The organism is Acidovorax sp., assembly GCF_016783915.1.
Classification (GTDB): Bacteria; Pseudomonadota; Gammaproteobacteria; order Burkholderiales; family Burkholderiaceae_C; genus Acidovorax.
Genome location: NZ_JADHVT010000012.1, coordinates 43,321 through 60,378 on the forward strand (window position 1 = coordinate 43,321; position 17,058 = coordinate 60,378).

The following is a 17,058-nucleotide window of genomic DNA, read 5'->3' on the forward strand; positions in this document are numbered from 1 at the left end:
CAAAGGACACCAATGAACCAGCAGCCCCCCGTGCAGGCCAGCGGCCGCCAGAAGGCCGCCACGGCCGGGTCGGACGAAAAGCGCGAACGCATCTTGCGCGCGGCCGAGGCGCTGTTCGATGCGCAGGGCTACGCCAACACCACCATTGAGCAGATCGTGCAGCAGCTGGGCGTGACCAAGCCCTTTGTGTACTACTACTTTCGCAACAAGCAGGAGATCTTCGAGACGCTGTCGTGGGCGCCTGCCGTGGCGTGTTTCACCGCGATGGACTTTGCGGCGGACGATGACCGGCCTGCCCATGTGAAGGTGACGGAAGGCATCGAGCGGCTGATCCGCGCCACGCTGGAGCACCACCCCTCGGCCTTCTTCCCGTACCGCGAGCCGCAGGTGTACCGGCCCGAGTACCTGGCGGCGCAAAAGGACCTGGCGAACCACTTCTACGACCGGCTGTGCGCGCTGCTCGAAATGGGCCGCGACGACGGCATGTTCGAGTTCAACGACACCAAGATCACCGCGCTGGCCGCCTGCAGCCTGCCCGGCTTTCTCTACAACTGGTACCGCCCTGACGGCCGCCTGTCACAGGACGAGGTGGCGCAGGAGCTGGCGCAACTGGCCTGGCGTGTGCTGGGGCTGCGGCGAACCCGCAAGCGCAACCCAGCCTGACGCCAGCAGCTGCGCTACGCCCCTTCACCAAAACGACAACCACCGGAGACAAAACCCATGAAAACCGTGTTCCTCACCCCCCTGGCCGCCGCGGCGGCCCTGCTGATCGGCACAGCAGCCAGCGCGCAGGAGACCTTCAAGGTCGCCTACATCGACCCGCTGTCGGGCCCGTTCGCCAACGTGGGTGAGCTGATGCTCACCCACACGCAGTACGCCATCGAGGACATCAACGCCAAGGGCGGCGTGCTCAAGGGCACCAAGCTGCAGCTGCTGCAGTTCGACAGCAAGCTCTCGGCGCAGGAGAGCCAGAGCGCGCTGCAGGCCGCCATTGACCAGGGAGCCAAGGCCATCGTGACGGGCGGCTCGGGCTCCTCCGTGGTCACGGCGCTGGTGCAGGCGGCAGCGCGCCACAACCAGCGCAACCCGGGCAAGGAGATCCTGGTGCTGAACCACTCCTCCATCGACCCCGAGCTGACGGGCAAGGCCTGCAACTTCTGGCACTTCCAGTTCGAGGCCAACACGGCCATGAAGATGAAGGCGATTGCCAACTACATCAAGAAGCAGCCGGACATCAAGAAGGTGTACCTGCTCAACCAGGACTACGCCCACGGCAAGCAGTGGGCGCACTATGGCCGCGAGATGGTGGGCCTGGCGCGGCCCGACATCCAGTTTGTGGGTGAGGCACTGCACCCCATCGGCCGCGTGAAGGACTTCGCGCCCTACCTCGCCAAGGTCAAGAGCAGCGAGGCCGATTCGGTCATCAGCGGCAACTGGGGGCAGGACATGACGCTGCTGCTCAAGGCGGCGGGCGACGCGGGCTACAACCTGCGCTACTTCAACCACAGCGCGGGCTCCATCCCCGGCACGGTGCTGGCCGTGTCGCAGGCCAAGCAGGGCCAGCTGACCTGGGTGGCCGAATGGCACCCCGGCCAGGCCGACACCCCCAAGGTGGACGCGCTGGCCAAGACCTACAAGGCCAAGACGGGCAAGGACTTCCTCGCGCCGCGCATCGAGATGACGCCGCGCTTCCTCGCCGCCGCCATCAACAAGGCCCAGTCCACCGACCCGGTGAAGGTAGCCCGTGCGCTGGAAGACCTGACCATCGACTCGGTGGTGGGCCCCGTGCGCATGCGCGGCGAAGACCACCAGCTGCTGCTGCCCCAGGTGGTCAACACCATCGCGCCGGTGGACGGCAAGGCGGTGAAGGTCGGCTGGGAAGGAACGAACTACGGCTTCAGGACCGATGCGGCCTACACGGGCAATGAGTTGGCGCAAGGTACGGACTGCAAGATGACCCGGCCTTGACGCCACGGCGCTGAAGCGCGCCGTTACCCCCACAGCGGCATTCGCCACGGGCCGCCGCTACCATGGCCGGTCATTGCATTCGTTGACCCGACCCACAAGGACCGCGCCCATGCCCGACTTTCGCAGCGACACCGTCACCCAGCCCACGCCCGCCATGCGCGAGGCCATGTTCAAGGCCCCGCTGGGCGACGATGTCTTTGCCGACGACCCTTCGGTGAACGCACTGCAAGAGCATGCGGCCGATCTGCTGGGTTTTGAGGCTGCATTGTTCGCCCCCTCGGGCACGCAGACCAACCTGATCGCGCTGTGGGGCCACTGCCAGCGCGGCGACGAGGCCATCGTGGGCCAGAGCTGGCACACCTACCGCTGGGAGGCTGGTGGCATGGCAGTGCTAGGGTCCATCCAGCCACAGCCCGTCGAGACCCAGCCCGACGGCACGCTGCGCCTGGCCGACATCGCGGCCGCCATCAAACCGGACGACCCGCACTTTGCGCGTACCCGGCTGGTGGTGCTGGAGAACACCACCGGCGGCCAGGTGCTGCCGCCCGCCTACATCGCCGAGGTGGCACAGCTGGCGCGCAGCCGGGGGCTGGCCATGCACCTGGACGGCGCACGCATGTTCAACGCCGCCACGGCCAATGCCGCGCGCAACGGCACCGATGTGTACGACGAAGCGCGCGCGCTGTGCAGCCACTTTGATTCCGCGTCGCTGTGCCTGAGCAAGGGCCTGGGTGCACCCGTGGGCTCGCTGGTGCTGGGCTCGCGCGACTTCATCCGGCAGGCGCGCCGCACCCGCAAGATCTTGGGCGGTGGCATGCGCCAGGCCGGAGTGCTGGCCGCTGCGGGCCACTATGCGCTGCAGCACCATGTGCGGCGCCTGGCGGAGGACCACGCCCGCCTGGACCGGCTGGCCCAAGGGCTGGCCGAAGCCAACCGCAGCCACCCTGTGCTGCAGGGCCGCATCACGGTGCTTCCCTGGCAGACCAACATCCTGTTCACCGACCTGCATGCCGATGTGGCAACCGCCTTCACCGCCTGGCTGGCGCAGCACGGCGTGCGCGTGACCAGCAGCCTGTATGGCGGCGCCACGCGGCTGCGCTGGGTGACGCACCTGGATGTGAGCGAGGCGGACGTGACAGCGGCGCTGGATTGCGTGGCGCGCTTCGCTGGCTGATGCGCCCCGACCGTCAGGCGGAGTAAGTCCGCCCGCCGAAGATGCCGGTGCCCACGCGCACCAGGGTGCTGCCTGCCTGGATGGCGGCCTCCAGATCGGCCGTCATGCCCAGGGACAGGGTGTCGAACTGCCCAAGGCCTGGCTCTTCCACCGCCGATATCTCGTCGAAAAGCCTTCTGGCGCTAGCGTGGATTGCCAGTTGCGCTTCAAATTCGGGAGCATGGTCCGGAATGCTCATGAGCCCCCGTACCACCAGGCGTGGCAGTTTTGCGACAGCGCGCACCAAGTCCAGGACTTCGGCTGGAGCCACGCCCGACTTGGTGGGCCCGCCGTCAATGTTGACCTGGATACATATCTGCAGCGGCGGCAGGTGATCGGGCCGCTGGGCCGACAGGCGCTCGGCGATCTTGAGCCGGTCCACCGTATGCACCCAGTCAAAGTGCTCGGCCACCAGGCGGGTCTTGTTGCTCTGGATGGGGCCGATGCAATGCCACTGCAGCGCCACGCCGGGCAAGGCAGCACGCACGGCGGCAATCTTGTCCACGCCCTCCTGGATGTAGTTCTCGCCAAAGGCGCGCTGGCCTGCGGCCACCGCCTCCAGCACCGCATCGGCGCCAAAGGTCTTGGAAACGGCCAGCAGGCCCACCTGGCCCGGGTCGCGCCCGGCAGCCCGGCACGCCTGGGCGATCCGGCCCATAACCTGTTGGAGGTTGTTAGCAATCGTGGTCATAATGTTTGGCAAGCGTACCAAACGATAGAGGGACTCCGTGGACATTACCCAATTGCTCGCGTTCAGCGTGAAGAACAAGGCCTCCGACCTGCACCTCTCCGCCGGTCTACCGCCCATGATCCGGGTCCACGGCGACGTGCGGCGCATCAACGTGGATGCGCTGGACCACAAGACGGTGCACGCCATGGTGTACGACATCATGAGCGACGCGCAGCGCAAGACGTATGAAGAGTTCCTGGAGGTGGACTTTTCGTTCGAGATCGAAGGCCTGGCCCGTTTCCGCGTCAACGCCTTCAACCAGAACCGGGGCGCGGCCGCCGTGTTCCGGACGATTCCGAGCAAGATCCTGACGCTGGAGCAGCTCAACGCCCCCAAGATCTTTGGCGACCTGGCCTTGAAGCCACGGGGCCTGGTGCTGGTGACCGGCCCCACGGGCTCGGGCAAGTCCACCACGTTGGCCGCCATGGTCAACTACCTCAACGAATCCGAATACGGCCACATCCTCACGGTGGAAGACCCGATCGAATTCGTGCACGAGTCCAAGAAGTGCCTGATCAACCAGCGCGAAGTCGGCCCGATGACGCTGTCGTTCGCGGCGGCCCTGAAGTCCGCACTGCGTGAAGACCCGGACGCCATCCTGGTGGGCGAAATGCGCGACCTGGAAACCATCCGTCTGGCCATGACGGCTGCGGAAACGGGCCACTTGGTGTTCGGCACGCTGCACACATCGAGCGCCGCCAAGACCATCGACCGGATCATCGACGTGTTCCCGGCCGAAGAAAAGGAAATGGTCCGTGCGATGTTGTCCGAATCGCTGCAGGCCGTGATCTCGCAGACGCTGTGCAAGACCAAGGACGGCTCTGGCCGCGTGGCTGCGCACGAGATCATGCTGGGCACCAGCGCCATCCGCAACCTGATCCGCGAGGCCAAGGTGGCGCAGATGTATTCCACCATCCAGACCAGCAACAGCGTGGGCATGCAGACGCTGGACCAGAACCTGACGGACCTCGTGCGCCGCAACATCATCAGCCCGGCTGAAGCACGCAGCAAGGCCAAGATCCCCGAGAACTTCCCCGGCTGAGCCCCCGACAGCACACCCCCATGAACGAACTTGTGGCCCCCGCAGGCGCCGCATACCGGAGCGCGATATGAAAGGCATTTTGAGCCTTCTGAAATTGAAAACCCGCAGCGGCAAATCATCGGACGACCACACGGACTCCGTGCTGTTTTCCACGGCATTTGCGGGCCAGGGTGTGGACGACTCCATGCTGGTGCCCTGGGAGGCTCGTGCTGTGGAAGTGGGCGCCAAGCGCCTGCCCACCAGCCGGGGCGGCAAGCTGCTGCAAGGCCTGTGGGCCAAGGACAAATACATGGCGCACCTGGACAAGGACGCCGTGGAGCGCATGGAGCGCTTTTTTGAGTTTGCGGCCATCCCCTCCAACCGCGACGTGATCCGCCAGGACGAGTACGGCAACTTCATGGTGGTGCTGCTCACCGGCACCATCGCCGTGGACCGCGTGCAGCCCTGGGGCGAACAACTGCGCCTGGCCGAGACACGCCCGGGGGACATCCTGGGCGAGATGTCGCTGCTGGACAGCGGCATTCGCTTTTCGGCCTGCACCACACTGACCGATTGCGAGATCGCCGTGCTCTCCGCCGAGGCCATGGACGACATGATGACCAAGGACCCGCAGCTGGCTGCCAGTCTGATTGCACTGCTGGCGCGCAAGCTGTCGCTGCGCCTGCGCGTGGTGAGTGCGCGCCTGAGCGATAACCAGAAATGATGCACCTATCCTCGACCCAAGATCGTCCGGCAGACGACCACCCCCGGGAGAACTTCTGATGGAACGCGATCAGGCCAGTAAATTCATCAATGACCTGCTCAAGCTGATGGTGAGCCGCAATGGCAGCGACTTGTTCATCACGGCAGAGTTTCCGCCCGCCATCAAGGTCGATGGCAAGGTGACCAAGGTGTCACCGCAGCCCCTCACGCCCAACCACACGCTCACGCTGGCGCGCGCCATCATGAGCGACAAGCAAGTGGCCGACTTCGAGCGCACCAAGGAGTGCAACTTCGCCATTTCGCCCGCTGGCATCGGGCGTTTCCGCGTCAACGCCTTCATCCAGCAGGGCAAGGTCGGCATGGTGTTGCGGACCATTCCGCTCACACTGCCCACCATCGACGGCCTGGGTGTGCCGCAGGTGCTCAAGGAAGTGACGATGACCAAACGCGGCCTGTGCATCCTGGTGGGTGCCACGGGCTCGGGCAAGTCCACCACGCTGGCCGCCATGGTGGACTGGCGCAATGAGAACTCGTTCGGCCACATCATCACGGTGGAAGACCCCATTGAATTCGTGCACCCGCACAAGAACTGCGTGGTGACGCAGCGCGAAGTGGGCCTGGATACCGACAGCTGGGAAGCAGCCCTGAAGAACACGCTGCGCCAAGCGCCCGAGGTGATCCTGATGGGCGAAATCCGCGACCGCGAGACCATGGAACATGCGGTGGCGTTTGCAGAAACCGGGCACTTGTGCTTGGCCACGCTGCACGCCAACAGCGCCAACCAGGCGCTGGACCGGATCATCAACTTCTTCCCCGAAGAGCGCCGCGCCCAGTTGTTGATGGACCTGTCGCTCAACCTGCGCGCCATGGTTTCGCAGCGTCTGATCCCCAAGCAGGACGGCAAGGGCCGTGCCGCTGCGGTGGAAGTGATGCTCAACACCCCGCTGATCTCCGACCTGATCTTCAAGGGCGAGGTCTCCGAGATCAAGGAGATCATGAAGAAAAGCCGCAACCTGGGCATGCAAACCTTCGACCAGGCGCTGTTCGACGCCTACGAGGCCAACGTCATCAGCTACGAAGACGCGCTGCGCAATGCCGACTCGCTCAACGACCTGCGCCTGCAGATCAAGCTCAACAGCCAGCGCGCCAAGTCGCCCGACCTGGCCCAGGGCACCGAGCATTTCGCGATTGTGTGACTCCAGAGCCAGGCCCACACACCTTTGCCCTGCTTCACCCGCCCTCCTGGGCGGGTTTTCGTTTTCACGCATACTTTTGCATCATCTTGCCGTCACACCATGCCAAGCACTAACCCCCGCAACTACGACACCACCCCTTCCCGCAAAGTCGCCTTTCTGGGCCTGGGCGTGATGGGCTACCCCATGGCAGGCCACCTGGCGCTGGCCGGTCATGAAGTCACCGTGTACAACCGGACCGCGACCAAATCGGTCGCTTGGTGCGCAGAGTACGCGGGCACCAAGGCCCCCCAACATGCAGCCACGCCCCGCGAGGCGGCTGCAGGCGCCGACATCGTGTTCTGCTGCGTGGGCAATGACGATGACCTGCGTTCGGTCACGCTGGGCGCGGACGGCGCCTTTGCAGGCATGAAGCCCGGTGCGATTTTTGTGGACCACACCACGGCGTCGGCCGAGGTGGCGCGCGAGCTGTATGCGGCCGCCCAGGCGCTCGGCCTGCAGTTTGTGGATGCGCCCGTGTCCGGCGGCCAGGCAGGCGCTCAGAACGGCCTGCTGACCGTGATGTGCGGTGGCGATGCCGCAGCCTTCGAGGCCGTCCAGCCCGTGGCCATGGCGTTCTCCCGCGCCTTCACGCTGCTGGGTGCCAGCGGCTCGGGCCAGTTGGCCAAGATGGTCAACCAGATCTGCATCGCCGGGCTGGTGCAGGCCCTGTCGGAAGCCGTGGCGTTTGGCCAGAACGCCGGGCTGGACATGAAGCAGGTGCTGGAGGTGATCGGCAAGGGCGCGGCCCAGAGCTGGCAGATGGACAACCGTGGCAAGACCATGGTGGACGGCAAGTTCGACTTTGGTTTTGCCGTAGACTGGATGCGCAAGGACCTGGGCCTGGTGCTGGACGAAGCCAAGCGCAACGGATCACGCGTGCCGGTAACAGCGCTGGTGGACCAGTTCTATGCCGATGTGCAGAAGATGGGCGGCAACCGCTGGGATACGTCCAGCCTGATTCAGCGCTTGAAGTAACCCCCTCAGCCGCCTGCGGTGTCTACCCTGACAAAGGGCAGACCCGGCGGTCGGGCGAAGCAGGCGTCGTCACAGCCTCACCCCCGGGTGCAACGCCGGCGACGTGTGGCAGCGCAGCGGAGCTCCAGCGCTGCGCTGCAAGAAAAAAGTCCCAGACCACGCGCTGTGGTCTGGGACTTGGCCCCTCTGGGCTGAACCCTGTCCTCAGCCGCCGGCCGGCTTGGTGTCCGTGGTGACCGGCGCAGGCTGCGGCGCGATGCGGCGCAGCTCTTCCTCCGAAACGATCTCGAACACACGCACCACCTTGCGCACGTCGCTCACGCCACGGGCGATGTCCGTGGCGCGGTTGGCCTCGCGCTGCGAGACGCGGCCCATCAGGTAGACGATATTGCGCTCAGTCACCACCTTGAAGGAGTTGGCCGAAATGTCCTGCGCGTCCACCAGGCTCGCGCGAACCTTGCCAGTGATGAAGGTGTCCGTGGACCGCTGGCTCAGCGTAGAGCTGGGCATCACGGCCAGATCGTTGACCACGGAGCGCACGTTCTCCACCTGCGACACCATCTGCTCCACCGCCTGGCGGTCCTGGGCCGTAGCGACTTCACCGGTCAGCAGAGCCTGGCGGTTGTAGCTGGTCACGTTGACATGGGCCCGGTCGCCCAGGGCTTCGCGAATGCGGTTGGCCGCGCGCAGCTCGATGCCCTCGTCTTCGATCTGGGTGCCAGCCGTGCGGCGGTCCACCGCCATCACGCCGCCGACCACGGCGCCGCCGACGATCAGGGGCGCGCAAGCCGATAGTGCGGCGGCCAGCGCGGCAGCCGCCAGGGCTGTACCCACCACGCGGCGGGTGCGATTCAGGGTTGTCGGGTTCATAGTGGGATCTCCTGTTCACCAAGTAACTGTGCGTCCACGCCGTCGCTCAGGCAGTGCAGTACCAGCGTATGGACTTCGCGCACGCGCGCCGCACGGTCGTGGGGCACGCTGATCAAGACGTCGGTCTCCCGCAGCATGGCGGCCAGCTTGCCACCGGTGCGGCCTGCAAGCACCACCACGGTCATGTCGCGCTCGTGCGCGGCTTCGGCGGCAGCCAGCAGGTTGGGGTCGTTTCCGTGCACCGTCAGGGCCAGCAGCACATCGCCCGCCTGGCCCAGGGCACGCACCTGGCGCGCAAACTGCTGGGTGGCATCGTTGCTGCCTGCAGCCGCCGTGAGCAGGGTGCTGTCCGACGTGAGGGCCAGCGCGGCCAGCTCGGGGCGTTCGCGCTCAAAGCCGGCCACGCAAAACGCGGCGAACTGTTGCGCCTCGGCGGCAGACGGACCGTTGCCACAGGCCAGCACCTTGCCGCCGCTGGTCACGCAGGCCAGCACTGCCTGTACGGCTGCGGCGATGGGATGGCTCAGGGTTTGCGCGGCCTGGTACTTCAGGTCGGCGCTGTCGATGAAATGCTGTTGGATGCGTTGCTCAAGCATGAGGGCCCGATGATACCCGCCGCGTGTTACAGCTTTTGTAGCAAAGGGTAGCCACCTGCATTGCGCTGGCGACTAATATGGCGCCCGCCGCTACTGCGCATCGAACGCCGCCTTGAGCCACTGCACCCCCTCCTCCACAAGCACCACGTCAAAACGGCAGGGCGGTGGCGACGGCAAGCGCATTAGGTAGTGCCGCGCAGCGAAGATGATGCGCTGCTGCTTGGTGGCGCTGATGCTGGCACCTGCGCCGCCAAAACCGCTGCGCGCGCGACTGCGAACCTCCACAAACACCAGGGTGCCGTCCCGGTCCCGCATCACCAGATCAATCTCGCCCCCGCCGCGCCCGGGCGTCCGATAATTGCGCACCGCCAGTTGCAGGCCCGCCGCCTGCAGATGGGCCAGGGCCTGGTCCTCGGCAGCGTTGCCCCGCTCACGCGTGGTGGCATTTTCGGCAGCCCCTGGGGTGGCAACGACGGGTGGTTTTTTTCCAAGGAAATTCATTGAGCGCATCTTTCGCTTCAGCCCAGGGTGCGGCGCACGACGCCGCCGCTGCGCAGCATTATCCGCAGGGCGCACTGTACGTGGTGGCCACACCCATCGGCAACCTGGCCGACATCACCCTGCGCGCACTGCATGTGCTGCAACTGGTGGATACGGTGGCTTGCGAAGACACACGCCATACGCAGTCGATGCTGCGCGCCTACGGCATCGACAAGAGCGCCAGCCAGTTGCTGGCTGTGCACCAGCACAACGAGGCCGAAGCTGCACAGAATGTGGTGCACCGGCTGCAGCAGGGACAGCGCGTGGCCTATGTGAGCGACGCAGGCACACCCGGCGTGAGCGACCCTGGGGCGCGCCTGGTGGCAGCGGTGCAGGCAGCAGGCTTGCGCGCCGTGCCGCTGCCGGGTGCCAGCAGCATTACCACCGCATTGAGCGTGGCCGGTGCCGTGGCCCACAGCACCGAGCATGGCGGCTTTGTGTTTGCAGGTTTTCTGCCCGTCAAGAACGCAGAGCGCGCGAACGTGATTGCGCAGAACCTGGCCCATGAGCCCCGCTGCGTGGTGCTGCTCGAAGCCCCCCACCGGATTGGCGAGTTGGCCCAGGCCCTGGCCGTATTGGGCGAGCGCCCCGTCACCCTGGCGCGCGAGCTGACCAAACAGTTTGAAGAAGTCACCACCCAGCCCGCACAGGCGCTGACCGCTTGGCTGGATGGGTCGCCCCAGCGCTCCCGCGGCGAATTTGTGGTGCTGCTGCACCCGGTGCCTGTGGTCAGCGACGCAGGCGACAGCCACCGCGTGCTGCGCCTGTTGCTGGCCGAACTGCCCCTGAAGACCGCCGTGCGCCTGGCCGCCGAGATCACGGGCGCGTCGCGCAACGTGCTGTACGACACCGCGCTGGAGTGGAAGCGCGAGGACGGACCGCAGGACTGACGCCAGATGTTGCTGGGCGGTGTTTGCGATGTTTTCGGGCGATAGCGCTAGTGCAGCATGCCCCAAACGCTATTCAATTGCTAGCAATCCAAGATGCGTGACTACCGCGAAACCGCCAGGCCCGCAGCCACCCCGCCAAACAGATCACCCTCCACTTGCGGGGTTGCCGGGAAGGCCGTGCGCAGCGCCCGGCGCAGTGGCCGCAGCGCCGACGAGCCCCCGGTCAGGTAGATCGCGTCCACACTCCCATCGCCAAGGCCCGCAAGCTGCAGGCAGTCACCTGCGCAAGCCACGACCTGTTCCAGCGGCTGCGCCAAGGACTGCGCCAGCCCGGGCGGCGTGACGGAGGCGCTGAGCCCTGACTCTACCCAGTCGAGGGACATGGGCGCCTCGGCATCGGCCAGCGAAGCGGCGATCTTGGCCTGCTCTACCGTATTGGCCAGGCGGTGGCCCAGCCGCTCATGGAGCACTCGCATCAACCTCGCGTGCAGCGCGGCATCGGCATAGTCGGTGCGCAGATTTTGCGCGTCGCGCAGTGCGCGCGGCGAATACAGCCACTGGATCAGGTGCCAGGTCGAGAGGTCAAAAAACACCCGGCTGGGCACCTCCCGCCCCGACGGGCCGATGTGGCGAAAGCCCAGCAGCGGCATGAGCAGGTCCAGACTCAGGCGCCGGTCAAAGTCCGTGCCGCCGATGTGCACGCCGGTAGTGGCCAGCACATCGCTGCTGCGGTCGGCGCGAGCCATGCGCTCGGGCCCCAGGCGCACCACGGTGAAGTCCGAGGTGCCGCCACCAATGTCCACCACCAGCACCAGCGACTCCCGGTCGATGCGCTGCTCGTAGTCCAGCGCGGCCGCAATGGGCTCGAACTGGAAGCTCACGTTCTCGAATCCTGCAGACAGCGCGGCCTGGCGCAGCGCATCCTCAGCCTGCTGATCGCGCTCGGCATCACCATCCACAAAATGCACCGGCCGCCCCATCACCACCCGCCCGGGCATGCCACCCAGTTCGTCGCGGGCCTTTTGCGCCAGCATCCGCAAGAAGAGGCCGATGATGTCCTGGTAGCTGATCAACTGGTTGTGCACCGCCGTCTTGTCCTGCAGCAGCGCACTGCCCAGCAGACTCTTGAGCGAGCGCATCAATCGCCCTTCCGTGCCAGCCAGGTATTGCGCCACTGCATCGCGCCCGAAGTGAGTGCGCTGGTCTTCGGCGTTGAAGAACAGCGCCGTGGGCAGTGTGTGTGCGTCGCCCTCCAGCGCCACCATCCGCGACGGCCCCGCGCCTTGGCGCACCGCCATCGCAGAGTTGGAAGTGCCAAAGTCGATACCAAGGGTGGTGTCCTGCAGAAGGGGCATGGGAACGTGGGGAGAGACAACAAGGAATGCGGTGCGCGGTGCAGGCGGCAGCCAGCACCAAGGCAACGCAGGACTTCAGCATGCAGCACCTGCAATGCAGGGTGCGACCCTGCTTTGGCGGCACGGAATTGAAAAAGCCCTTGATTCTTGCAAATCAAGGGCTTTTGTTTGGTGGCCTGGGGCGGAATCGAACCACCGACACAAGGATTTTCAATCTCTCAAAAAATCCTTGCGAATCAACGGCCTGCTACAAAAAGCCCTCTACAAAGGGGAGCGGGATTGTGCCACGGGAAGGCGCATGTATCCGTGGTGCGCAAGCTTTTTGTAGACGGATCATGCGTTAAGCGCTTCCTGATCATCCCGCACCCCAGCGCCAACAGCGGCGCCCCCTCGCCAGCGTCATCATTAGATGGGTGGCGTCCCGCATTCAAATTCCCATGTGCCCGCACGAAGGGGCAACGCCACAACCAAAGCTGCAACTACACTTTCTACGTGTGATCCAGCTTGGAGGACAGATATGGCACAGATTCAATCAACCCTACTGCCTGACGAGCGTTGCGTGATGACCTCGGACGACGGCGCACTAACCCTCACAAACTTCCGAGTCAAATACGAAGGGAAGGTGGGGCGCGGTCAGGTTTACAAGTCGATCATGCTGTCCAAAGTGTCCGGATGTGCCGTGACTACCAGAACCTATCCCTTACTACTAGTGTTCGCCGGTCTGGCCGCACTAGGCACTATCGCTACGCCGCAAGACCCTGTCAGGATCACATTCGCTGCTATCGCTTTGATCCTGTTCTTCAGCTATTTCATAACGCGCAGGGGTCAGCTCGAGGTTTTCTCGGATTCTGGTGCAAGCATCGCACTGCCCACGAGCGGGCTAAAGCACGAAATCGTAAGAAGTTTTGCAGAGGCCGTTGCACTCCAAGCCACCAAAGGCAAGTGGTAAAACTCCGAAACCGCCTGACACTGAAAACCAATGGCTATCGACAACCCACACCTTTTCGATGACGGGACCTTCGCTAAAAGGCTGAAGTCTGCACGTCAAACCAGAGAGCTAACGCTTGAACAACTTAGCGTGCTCACAAAAGAAATCGATCCGTCTGGCGCAGGTGTATCGCGCGTCGCTTTATCGCGCTATGAGAACGGGTCAACTCTGCCTGGACTCCGAGAGATACGGCTCATCAGTTTCGCCGTTCGACTACCGCTGTCCACCTTGGTCTATGGCGAGCGTACTGATCCAATGAGCTCCTATCGCCTGGAGCTTGAAATGCGCATCATGGAAGTGGTGGTGGACGTTGTTACCGCTGAGGGCTTGGTGAAAGGTGGCTTAGAGCAATCACCAGACCAGGAGGAGGCTTACCTGCAGTTGCTAGAGCAGGTGAAGAACACTTAATGATCGTTTTGGATACTTTTTTCTCAAAATAGGTTGACTGCCCGGAAGTTTTCCATATAGTTCACATATCGCGCATTTTGCTCGATATGTTTACAAGGAACTTCCATGATCGACTTCTCTGAACTGGCGCTTTCTCCCAACGCATCTCGCGCCGCGCGTAACTTCCTCGGCCTCAGTCAGGCGCAGGCCGCTGAGAAATCCAACCTTCCCGCGCACAAGCTCAAGCGCTTCGAGACGGGCAACTATGTGCCCGACGCACAGTTCCTCGATGACCTGCGCGAGTTCTATGAGGGCGAGGGTTACGACTTCCACGACAAGGACACCCCCGGCGCGAAAGCCAAATTGCGTGGCGATGTTTTTCCCGCAGGCGTGGTTGGCAAAACGGCCAGCGCCACGGGCGAAACCGATGGTTCCCCCTCGGAAAACCAAGGAAAACCAGCCCGCCCGATAGCGTCCAAGCTGCATCACATCCGCATTGATCCCAGCCTGAACGACAAGCAAATCGATGCCATCTTTGAGTGCATCGAGGACAACGAGACCAGCCTGACAGCGGCGCTTGAACGGAAGCTCTCGCGCGGTGTTCTTTTCAGCACCTCCATCGACGCAACCGCCCAAGCACAACAGATCGCCATTCAAAAACTGCTCGCCGAAAATGGCCTGCTGTTCGCAAAGCTGCTGGGCCGTGCCCCCGTGGCGGTGCCCGATGGCGACCCGATCAAACTCGCCGCTGATGCAAAAACCCATGGCGAGCTGCTGCAGGCCGCAATGGCCGATGTGCAGCGAGCCACGGTGCACGACGACAAAGAGGCTCAGGCGCGCCGCAAGGGCCGCGCTGAGCCCGTGGAGGTGCTGCACGCTTTGGTCGGTTGAGGCGCTGCGGCAATGCGCCACCTCATTGATCAACAGGGGGCCTGTGTGCCCCTCGGCTCCCCCCAGATGTGGCGCCACAAGGCGCCGACCGGGGCACCCGCTCGCACGCATGTGCGAGTGGGGGGGGAGGGAACCACATCCGCCAGGGCGACAGATCGGGCAGACGGCGGTGGCTGGATCGCCAGGGCCACGCTTCCCAATGGAGTTTGCAAGCGCTTCCGCCTGCTGCAGTGCTTCGATGGCTACGTCGCCGTCTGGCGCGCTGCCGGTTTTCTCCTGACCTGGCAGGACCCCCGCACGGTTTTCATCAGCCGTGGCGGACTGGATGCGGGGCCACAACGCCCCATCGGCGCCGATGCTCAGCCAACCCCTTCGACACACCACACTGAGGCTTCCCATCATGGTCAAGCTCGATTTGGGCATTGCCAAGCTCGATTGGTACGTGCTCCCCTCCCCTTCGGCCACCGCAGCATTCGAAAGCCAGCCCCGCAGCATCCGTTTCACCCCGCGCCACCCAGGCCATGCAAGCCCTTTCACGCCTTCGCGCCGCTGCACACTGATGAGGCATCCACGGTGGAATCCCCTCTTTTTCTCACAGGCGAAGAACTTGCAACCCTCACGGGTTTCAAGACGCCTGCCCGCCAGGTGGAATGGCTGCGCACCAAGGGCTGGCGCTTTGAGATCAATGGCAATCGCCGGGCCATCGTGGCACGCAAATACGCCGAAAAGATGCTGGGTTGCGGTGTGCCAGAAGCCCACACCTATCAGCCAAATTTCGGCGCAATGCAGGGGGCATGATGGGGCGGCGTAGAGAGTCCAATTTTGATGATCCGCCGCGCTTTCACAGAAAGGGCAACGTCTGGTATCACGTGAGCGGCACCCTGCCCCGTGTATGGACCAAGCTCTCCAACGACCGCGCCGAAGCCCTGCGCCTATGGGCACAACGTGAAGGCGTGCGCGAGGACGAATCAACGCGGCTTTTCTCGGTGGTGGCCAGGCGGTATGTGCGGGAGGTGTTCCCCACCAAGAGCGTGCAGACCCGCCGCGACAACGACAAGGAACTCGCCAACCTGCTGCGCGTGTTCGGACACATGCCCATCGAGGCCATCGCTCCCATGCATATCCGCCAGTACATGGACCTGCGCGGCCAGGTGGCAAAGGTGCGCGCCAACCGCGAGAAGGCCCTGTTCTCGCACATCTTCAACAAGGCCAGGGAATGGGGCTTCACCACCGCGCAGAACCCTTGCCAGGGCGTGAAGGGCTTCAAGGAAACGGGGCGCTCCCGCTACGTCACCGATGAGGAATTCGACCGTGTGCGGGTCAACGCGCATTGCACCGTGGTGGATGCCATGGACATTGCATTGCTCACCGGCCAGCGCCCGGCCGATGTGCTCAAGATCCAGCGCACCGACATTCGGGATGGGGCCTTGTGGATTGTGCAGAACAAGACCGGGGCGCGCCTGGGTATTGAGATCACGGGAGAGCTGGCGGCAGTCATCGAACGAATCAACCAGCGCCCCAGGAAGGCTATCAGCACGTTTCTGATTCAGGACGAGAACGGCCAGCCGCTCAGCCAGGGGGCGCTGCGCTCACGCTTTGACAAGGCGCGCACCCTGGCGAAGGTGGACTTTCAGTTTCGGGACATTCGGGCGAAGGCTGCAACCGACACTGGCGACCTCGCGCACTCGCAAAAGCTTCTGGCGCACAAGAATCGTGAGATGACGGAGCACTATGTAAAACAACGCATGGGCGAGCGTGTCAGACCTCTTCGCTAAGCTTTTCTGATCACTCTCAGAACGCAGCTTTCTCATTAAAGCGGTCGGATACTTCGCGCGCCACTTTCGCCAAAAGATTCCGATAGCGTTGTATTGAGTCAAGCCGCACCTTCGTCAGATTTGACTGCGCCCCTATTAACTTAAGTCGTAGGTTCAGCTTGGTGCTGGCAGCCTCCGCTGGCGACAAGGTCGACGCTGCTGCCTCCTGCTTTTCCAGACTATCAATCTCGGCGACGACAACCTTTAGCCGCTCCTTGTGGTCTGCGATCAGAGATTTGTATTCCGAGTCGGCCGCACCCACTTGAGCGGTCATCACAGTGCTAAGGAGGCGCACATCCTCTTTGCGCCAGTCAGCTAGCAAATACTCAATCCTACGCATAACTTCGGCTGGGCATTTTGCAAACTCTTCCTCACGCAGTGCTTTGTCCGCGAAGGGCGACTCACACCGCCGCAACTCCGTCATCGCCGTAAACAGGTGTTCCTGTCTCAGCTTAATGTAGTTAGATCGTGCCTCACTTTTCGCAGCATTCGTTGCGACCTGAGCGCTCCTGACTTCATTGCGGGCGGCAAGAACCTGTTGATCTTTGGCCGCCAGTTCTGCTTCTTTTGCTTGAATGGCCCCGTTCAGAGCTCGAACTCGCTTCTCCTGATCACGCAGTTCTAGCGTTCTTTGTGCGATCTCTTCGTCTAGCAGTGACTTCTGATAGACCGGGAGCACCGTGTAGAAATACCCAAAGACCCCAAGGGCGAGCAGGAGTACCTGTGACCTTGCCCCTGTTTCGTGTAGTTCTTAACCCACGATTCACGCGGCCTTTTTGCGCTGTGCCTCGTACCAGCGTTGTTCGTACTGCATCGGGCTGAGGTAGCCCAGCGAGGAATGCAGCCTGCGGTGATTGTAGAA

At 63.6% G+C, this 17,058-nt stretch carries 20 protein-coding genes; 13 read left to right on the forward strand and 7 right to left on the reverse strand.

Translation table 11 applies throughout. The features are described 5' to 3' along the window. Window positions 1-12: 12 nt before the first annotated feature. The 3 genes from ISS20_RS04620 to ltaE all read left to right on the forward strand — a co-directional run bounded on the left by ISS20_RS04620 (window position 13) and on the right by ltaE (window position 3,142). The gene (locus ISS20_RS04620) at window positions 13-663 is read left to right on the forward strand and encodes a TetR/AcrR family transcriptional regulator (protein WP_291434145.1); all 651 of its coding nucleotides are present in this window, start codon (window positions 13-15) and stop codon (window positions 661-663) included. Between the two features lie 57 nt (window positions 664-720). Then, entirely contained in the window at window positions 721-1,968 is a 1,248-nt protein-coding gene (locus ISS20_RS04625) for a branched-chain amino acid ABC transporter substrate-binding protein (RefSeq protein WP_291434147.1), read from the forward strand. A 109-nt stretch (window positions 1,969-2,077) separates the two neighbouring features. Beyond that, the gene (gene ltaE, locus ISS20_RS04630) at window positions 2,078-3,142 is read left to right on the forward strand and encodes a low-specificity L-threonine aldolase (protein ID WP_291434149.1); all 1,065 of its coding nucleotides are present in this window, start codon (window positions 2,078-2,080) and stop codon (window positions 3,140-3,142) included. Window positions 3,143-3,155: 13 nt separating this feature from the next. On the opposite strand, the gene ISS20_RS04635 is transcribed toward ltaE, so the two are convergent. Further along, complete coding sequence (locus tag ISS20_RS04635; RefSeq protein WP_291434151.1) at window positions 3,156-3,872, reverse strand: YggS family pyridoxal phosphate-dependent enzyme; 717 nt, start codon at window positions 3,870-3,872, stop codon at window positions 3,156-3,158. Window positions 3,873-3,909: 37 nt separating this feature from the next. On the opposite strand from ISS20_RS04635, the gene ISS20_RS04640 reads away from it, so the two are divergent. The 4 genes from ISS20_RS04640 to ISS20_RS04655 all read left to right on the forward strand — a co-directional run bounded on the left by ISS20_RS04640 (window position 3,910) and on the right by ISS20_RS04655 (window position 7,865). Next, window positions 3,910-4,953 carry a type IV pilus twitching motility protein PilT gene (locus tag ISS20_RS04640; RefSeq protein ID WP_015012257.1) on the forward strand — a complete coding sequence of 348 codons (1,044 nt, stop codon included), beginning with the start codon at window positions 3,910-3,912 and terminating at the stop codon, window positions 4,951-4,953. A 67-nt stretch (window positions 4,954-5,020) separates the two neighbouring features. After that, on the forward strand, window positions 5,021-5,656 hold the full coding sequence (locus ISS20_RS04645) for a cyclic nucleotide-binding domain-containing protein (protein ID WP_291434154.1): 636 nt from the start codon (window positions 5,021-5,023) through the stop codon (window positions 5,654-5,656). A gap of 58 nt (window positions 5,657-5,714) precedes the next feature. Then, the gene (locus tag ISS20_RS04650) at window positions 5,715-6,851 is read left to right on the forward strand and encodes a PilT/PilU family type 4a pilus ATPase (RefSeq protein WP_291434155.1); all 1,137 of its coding nucleotides are present in this window, start codon (window positions 5,715-5,717) and stop codon (window positions 6,849-6,851) included. Between the two features lie 99 nt (window positions 6,852-6,950). Further along, window positions 6,951-7,865 (forward strand): NAD(P)-dependent oxidoreductase, encoded by a 915-nt coding sequence (locus ISS20_RS04655; RefSeq protein ID WP_291434156.1) that lies wholly within the window; start codon window positions 6,951-6,953, stop codon window positions 7,863-7,865. 204 nt (window positions 7,866-8,069) lie between these two features. Here the strand turns inward: ISS20_RS04655 and ISS20_RS04660 are convergent, their stop codons facing one another. The 3 genes from ISS20_RS04660 to ISS20_RS04670 form a co-directional block, all read right to left on the reverse strand. Continuing rightward, complete coding sequence (locus ISS20_RS04660; RefSeq protein ID WP_291434158.1) at window positions 8,070-8,735, reverse strand: BON domain-containing protein; 666 nt, start codon at window positions 8,733-8,735, stop codon at window positions 8,070-8,072. Further along, window positions 8,732-9,331: an SIS domain-containing protein gene (locus ISS20_RS04665; protein WP_291434160.1), complete on the reverse strand. Its 600-nt coding sequence runs from the start codon at window positions 9,329-9,331 to the stop codon at window positions 8,732-8,734. Before ISS20_RS04665 ends, ISS20_RS04660 begins: the two co-directional genes overlap by 4 nt. A 90-nt stretch (window positions 9,332-9,421) precedes the next feature. Continuing rightward, a complete protein-coding gene (locus tag ISS20_RS04670) occupies window positions 9,422-9,832 on the reverse strand; it encodes a YraN family protein (protein ID WP_291434162.1) in 411 nt (136 codons plus the stop codon). Between ISS20_RS04670 and rsmI the strand changes: the two genes are divergently transcribed. After that, entirely contained in the window at window positions 9,832-10,761 is a 930-nt protein-coding gene (gene rsmI, locus ISS20_RS04675; protein ID WP_291434163.1) for a 16S rRNA (cytidine(1402)-2'-O)-methyltransferase, read from the forward strand. The two genes, ISS20_RS04670 and rsmI, sit on opposite strands and share 1 nt — an antisense overlap. 101 nt (window positions 10,762-10,862) lie before the next feature. Here the strand turns inward: rsmI and ISS20_RS04680 are convergent, their stop codons facing one another. Further along, window positions 10,863-12,116, reverse strand: a complete 1,254-nt coding sequence (locus ISS20_RS04680) for an Hsp70 family protein (RefSeq protein ID WP_291434164.1) — start codon at window positions 12,114-12,116, stop codon at window positions 10,863-10,865. A 517-nt stretch (window positions 12,117-12,633) separates the two neighbouring features. Here ISS20_RS04680 and ISS20_RS04685 point away from each other — a divergent pair. From ISS20_RS04685 to ISS20_RS04705, 5 genes are all read left to right on the forward strand, one after another. Continuing rightward, window positions 12,634-13,065 (forward strand): hypothetical protein, encoded by a 432-nt coding sequence (locus ISS20_RS04685; RefSeq protein WP_291434166.1) that lies wholly within the window; start codon window positions 12,634-12,636, stop codon window positions 13,063-13,065. A gap of 30 nt (window positions 13,066-13,095) precedes the next feature. Then, window positions 13,096-13,512 (forward strand): helix-turn-helix transcriptional regulator, encoded by a 417-nt coding sequence (locus ISS20_RS04690; protein ID WP_291434168.1) that lies wholly within the window; start codon window positions 13,096-13,098, stop codon window positions 13,510-13,512. Window positions 13,513-13,617: 105 nt separating this feature from the next. After that, window positions 13,618-14,382: a hypothetical protein gene (locus ISS20_RS04695; RefSeq protein WP_291434170.1), complete on the forward strand. Its 765-nt coding sequence runs from the start codon at window positions 13,618-13,620 to the stop codon at window positions 14,380-14,382. Window positions 14,383-14,955: 573 nt separating this feature from the next. Further along, window positions 14,956-15,180 carry a DUF4224 domain-containing protein gene (locus ISS20_RS04700; RefSeq protein WP_291434172.1) on the forward strand — a complete coding sequence of 75 codons (225 nt, stop codon included), beginning with the start codon at window positions 14,956-14,958 and terminating at the stop codon, window positions 15,178-15,180. A gap of 71 nt (window positions 15,181-15,251) precedes the next feature. Then, window positions 15,252-16,157 (forward strand): tyrosine-type recombinase/integrase, encoded by a 906-nt coding sequence (locus tag ISS20_RS04705; protein WP_291434175.1) that lies wholly within the window; start codon window positions 15,252-15,254, stop codon window positions 16,155-16,157. A gap of 16 nt (window positions 16,158-16,173) precedes the next feature. Here ISS20_RS04705 and ISS20_RS04710 read toward each other — a convergent pair whose 3' ends face one another. Then, complete coding sequence (locus tag ISS20_RS04710) at window positions 16,174-16,875, reverse strand: hypothetical protein (protein WP_291434177.1); 702 nt, start codon at window positions 16,873-16,875, stop codon at window positions 16,174-16,176. Between the two features lie 84 nt (window positions 16,876-16,959). Continuing rightward, on the reverse strand, window positions 16,960-17,058 hold a 99-nt coding region (locus tag ISS20_RS23645), incomplete at its 5' end, for an IS3 family transposase (protein ID WP_366827632.1).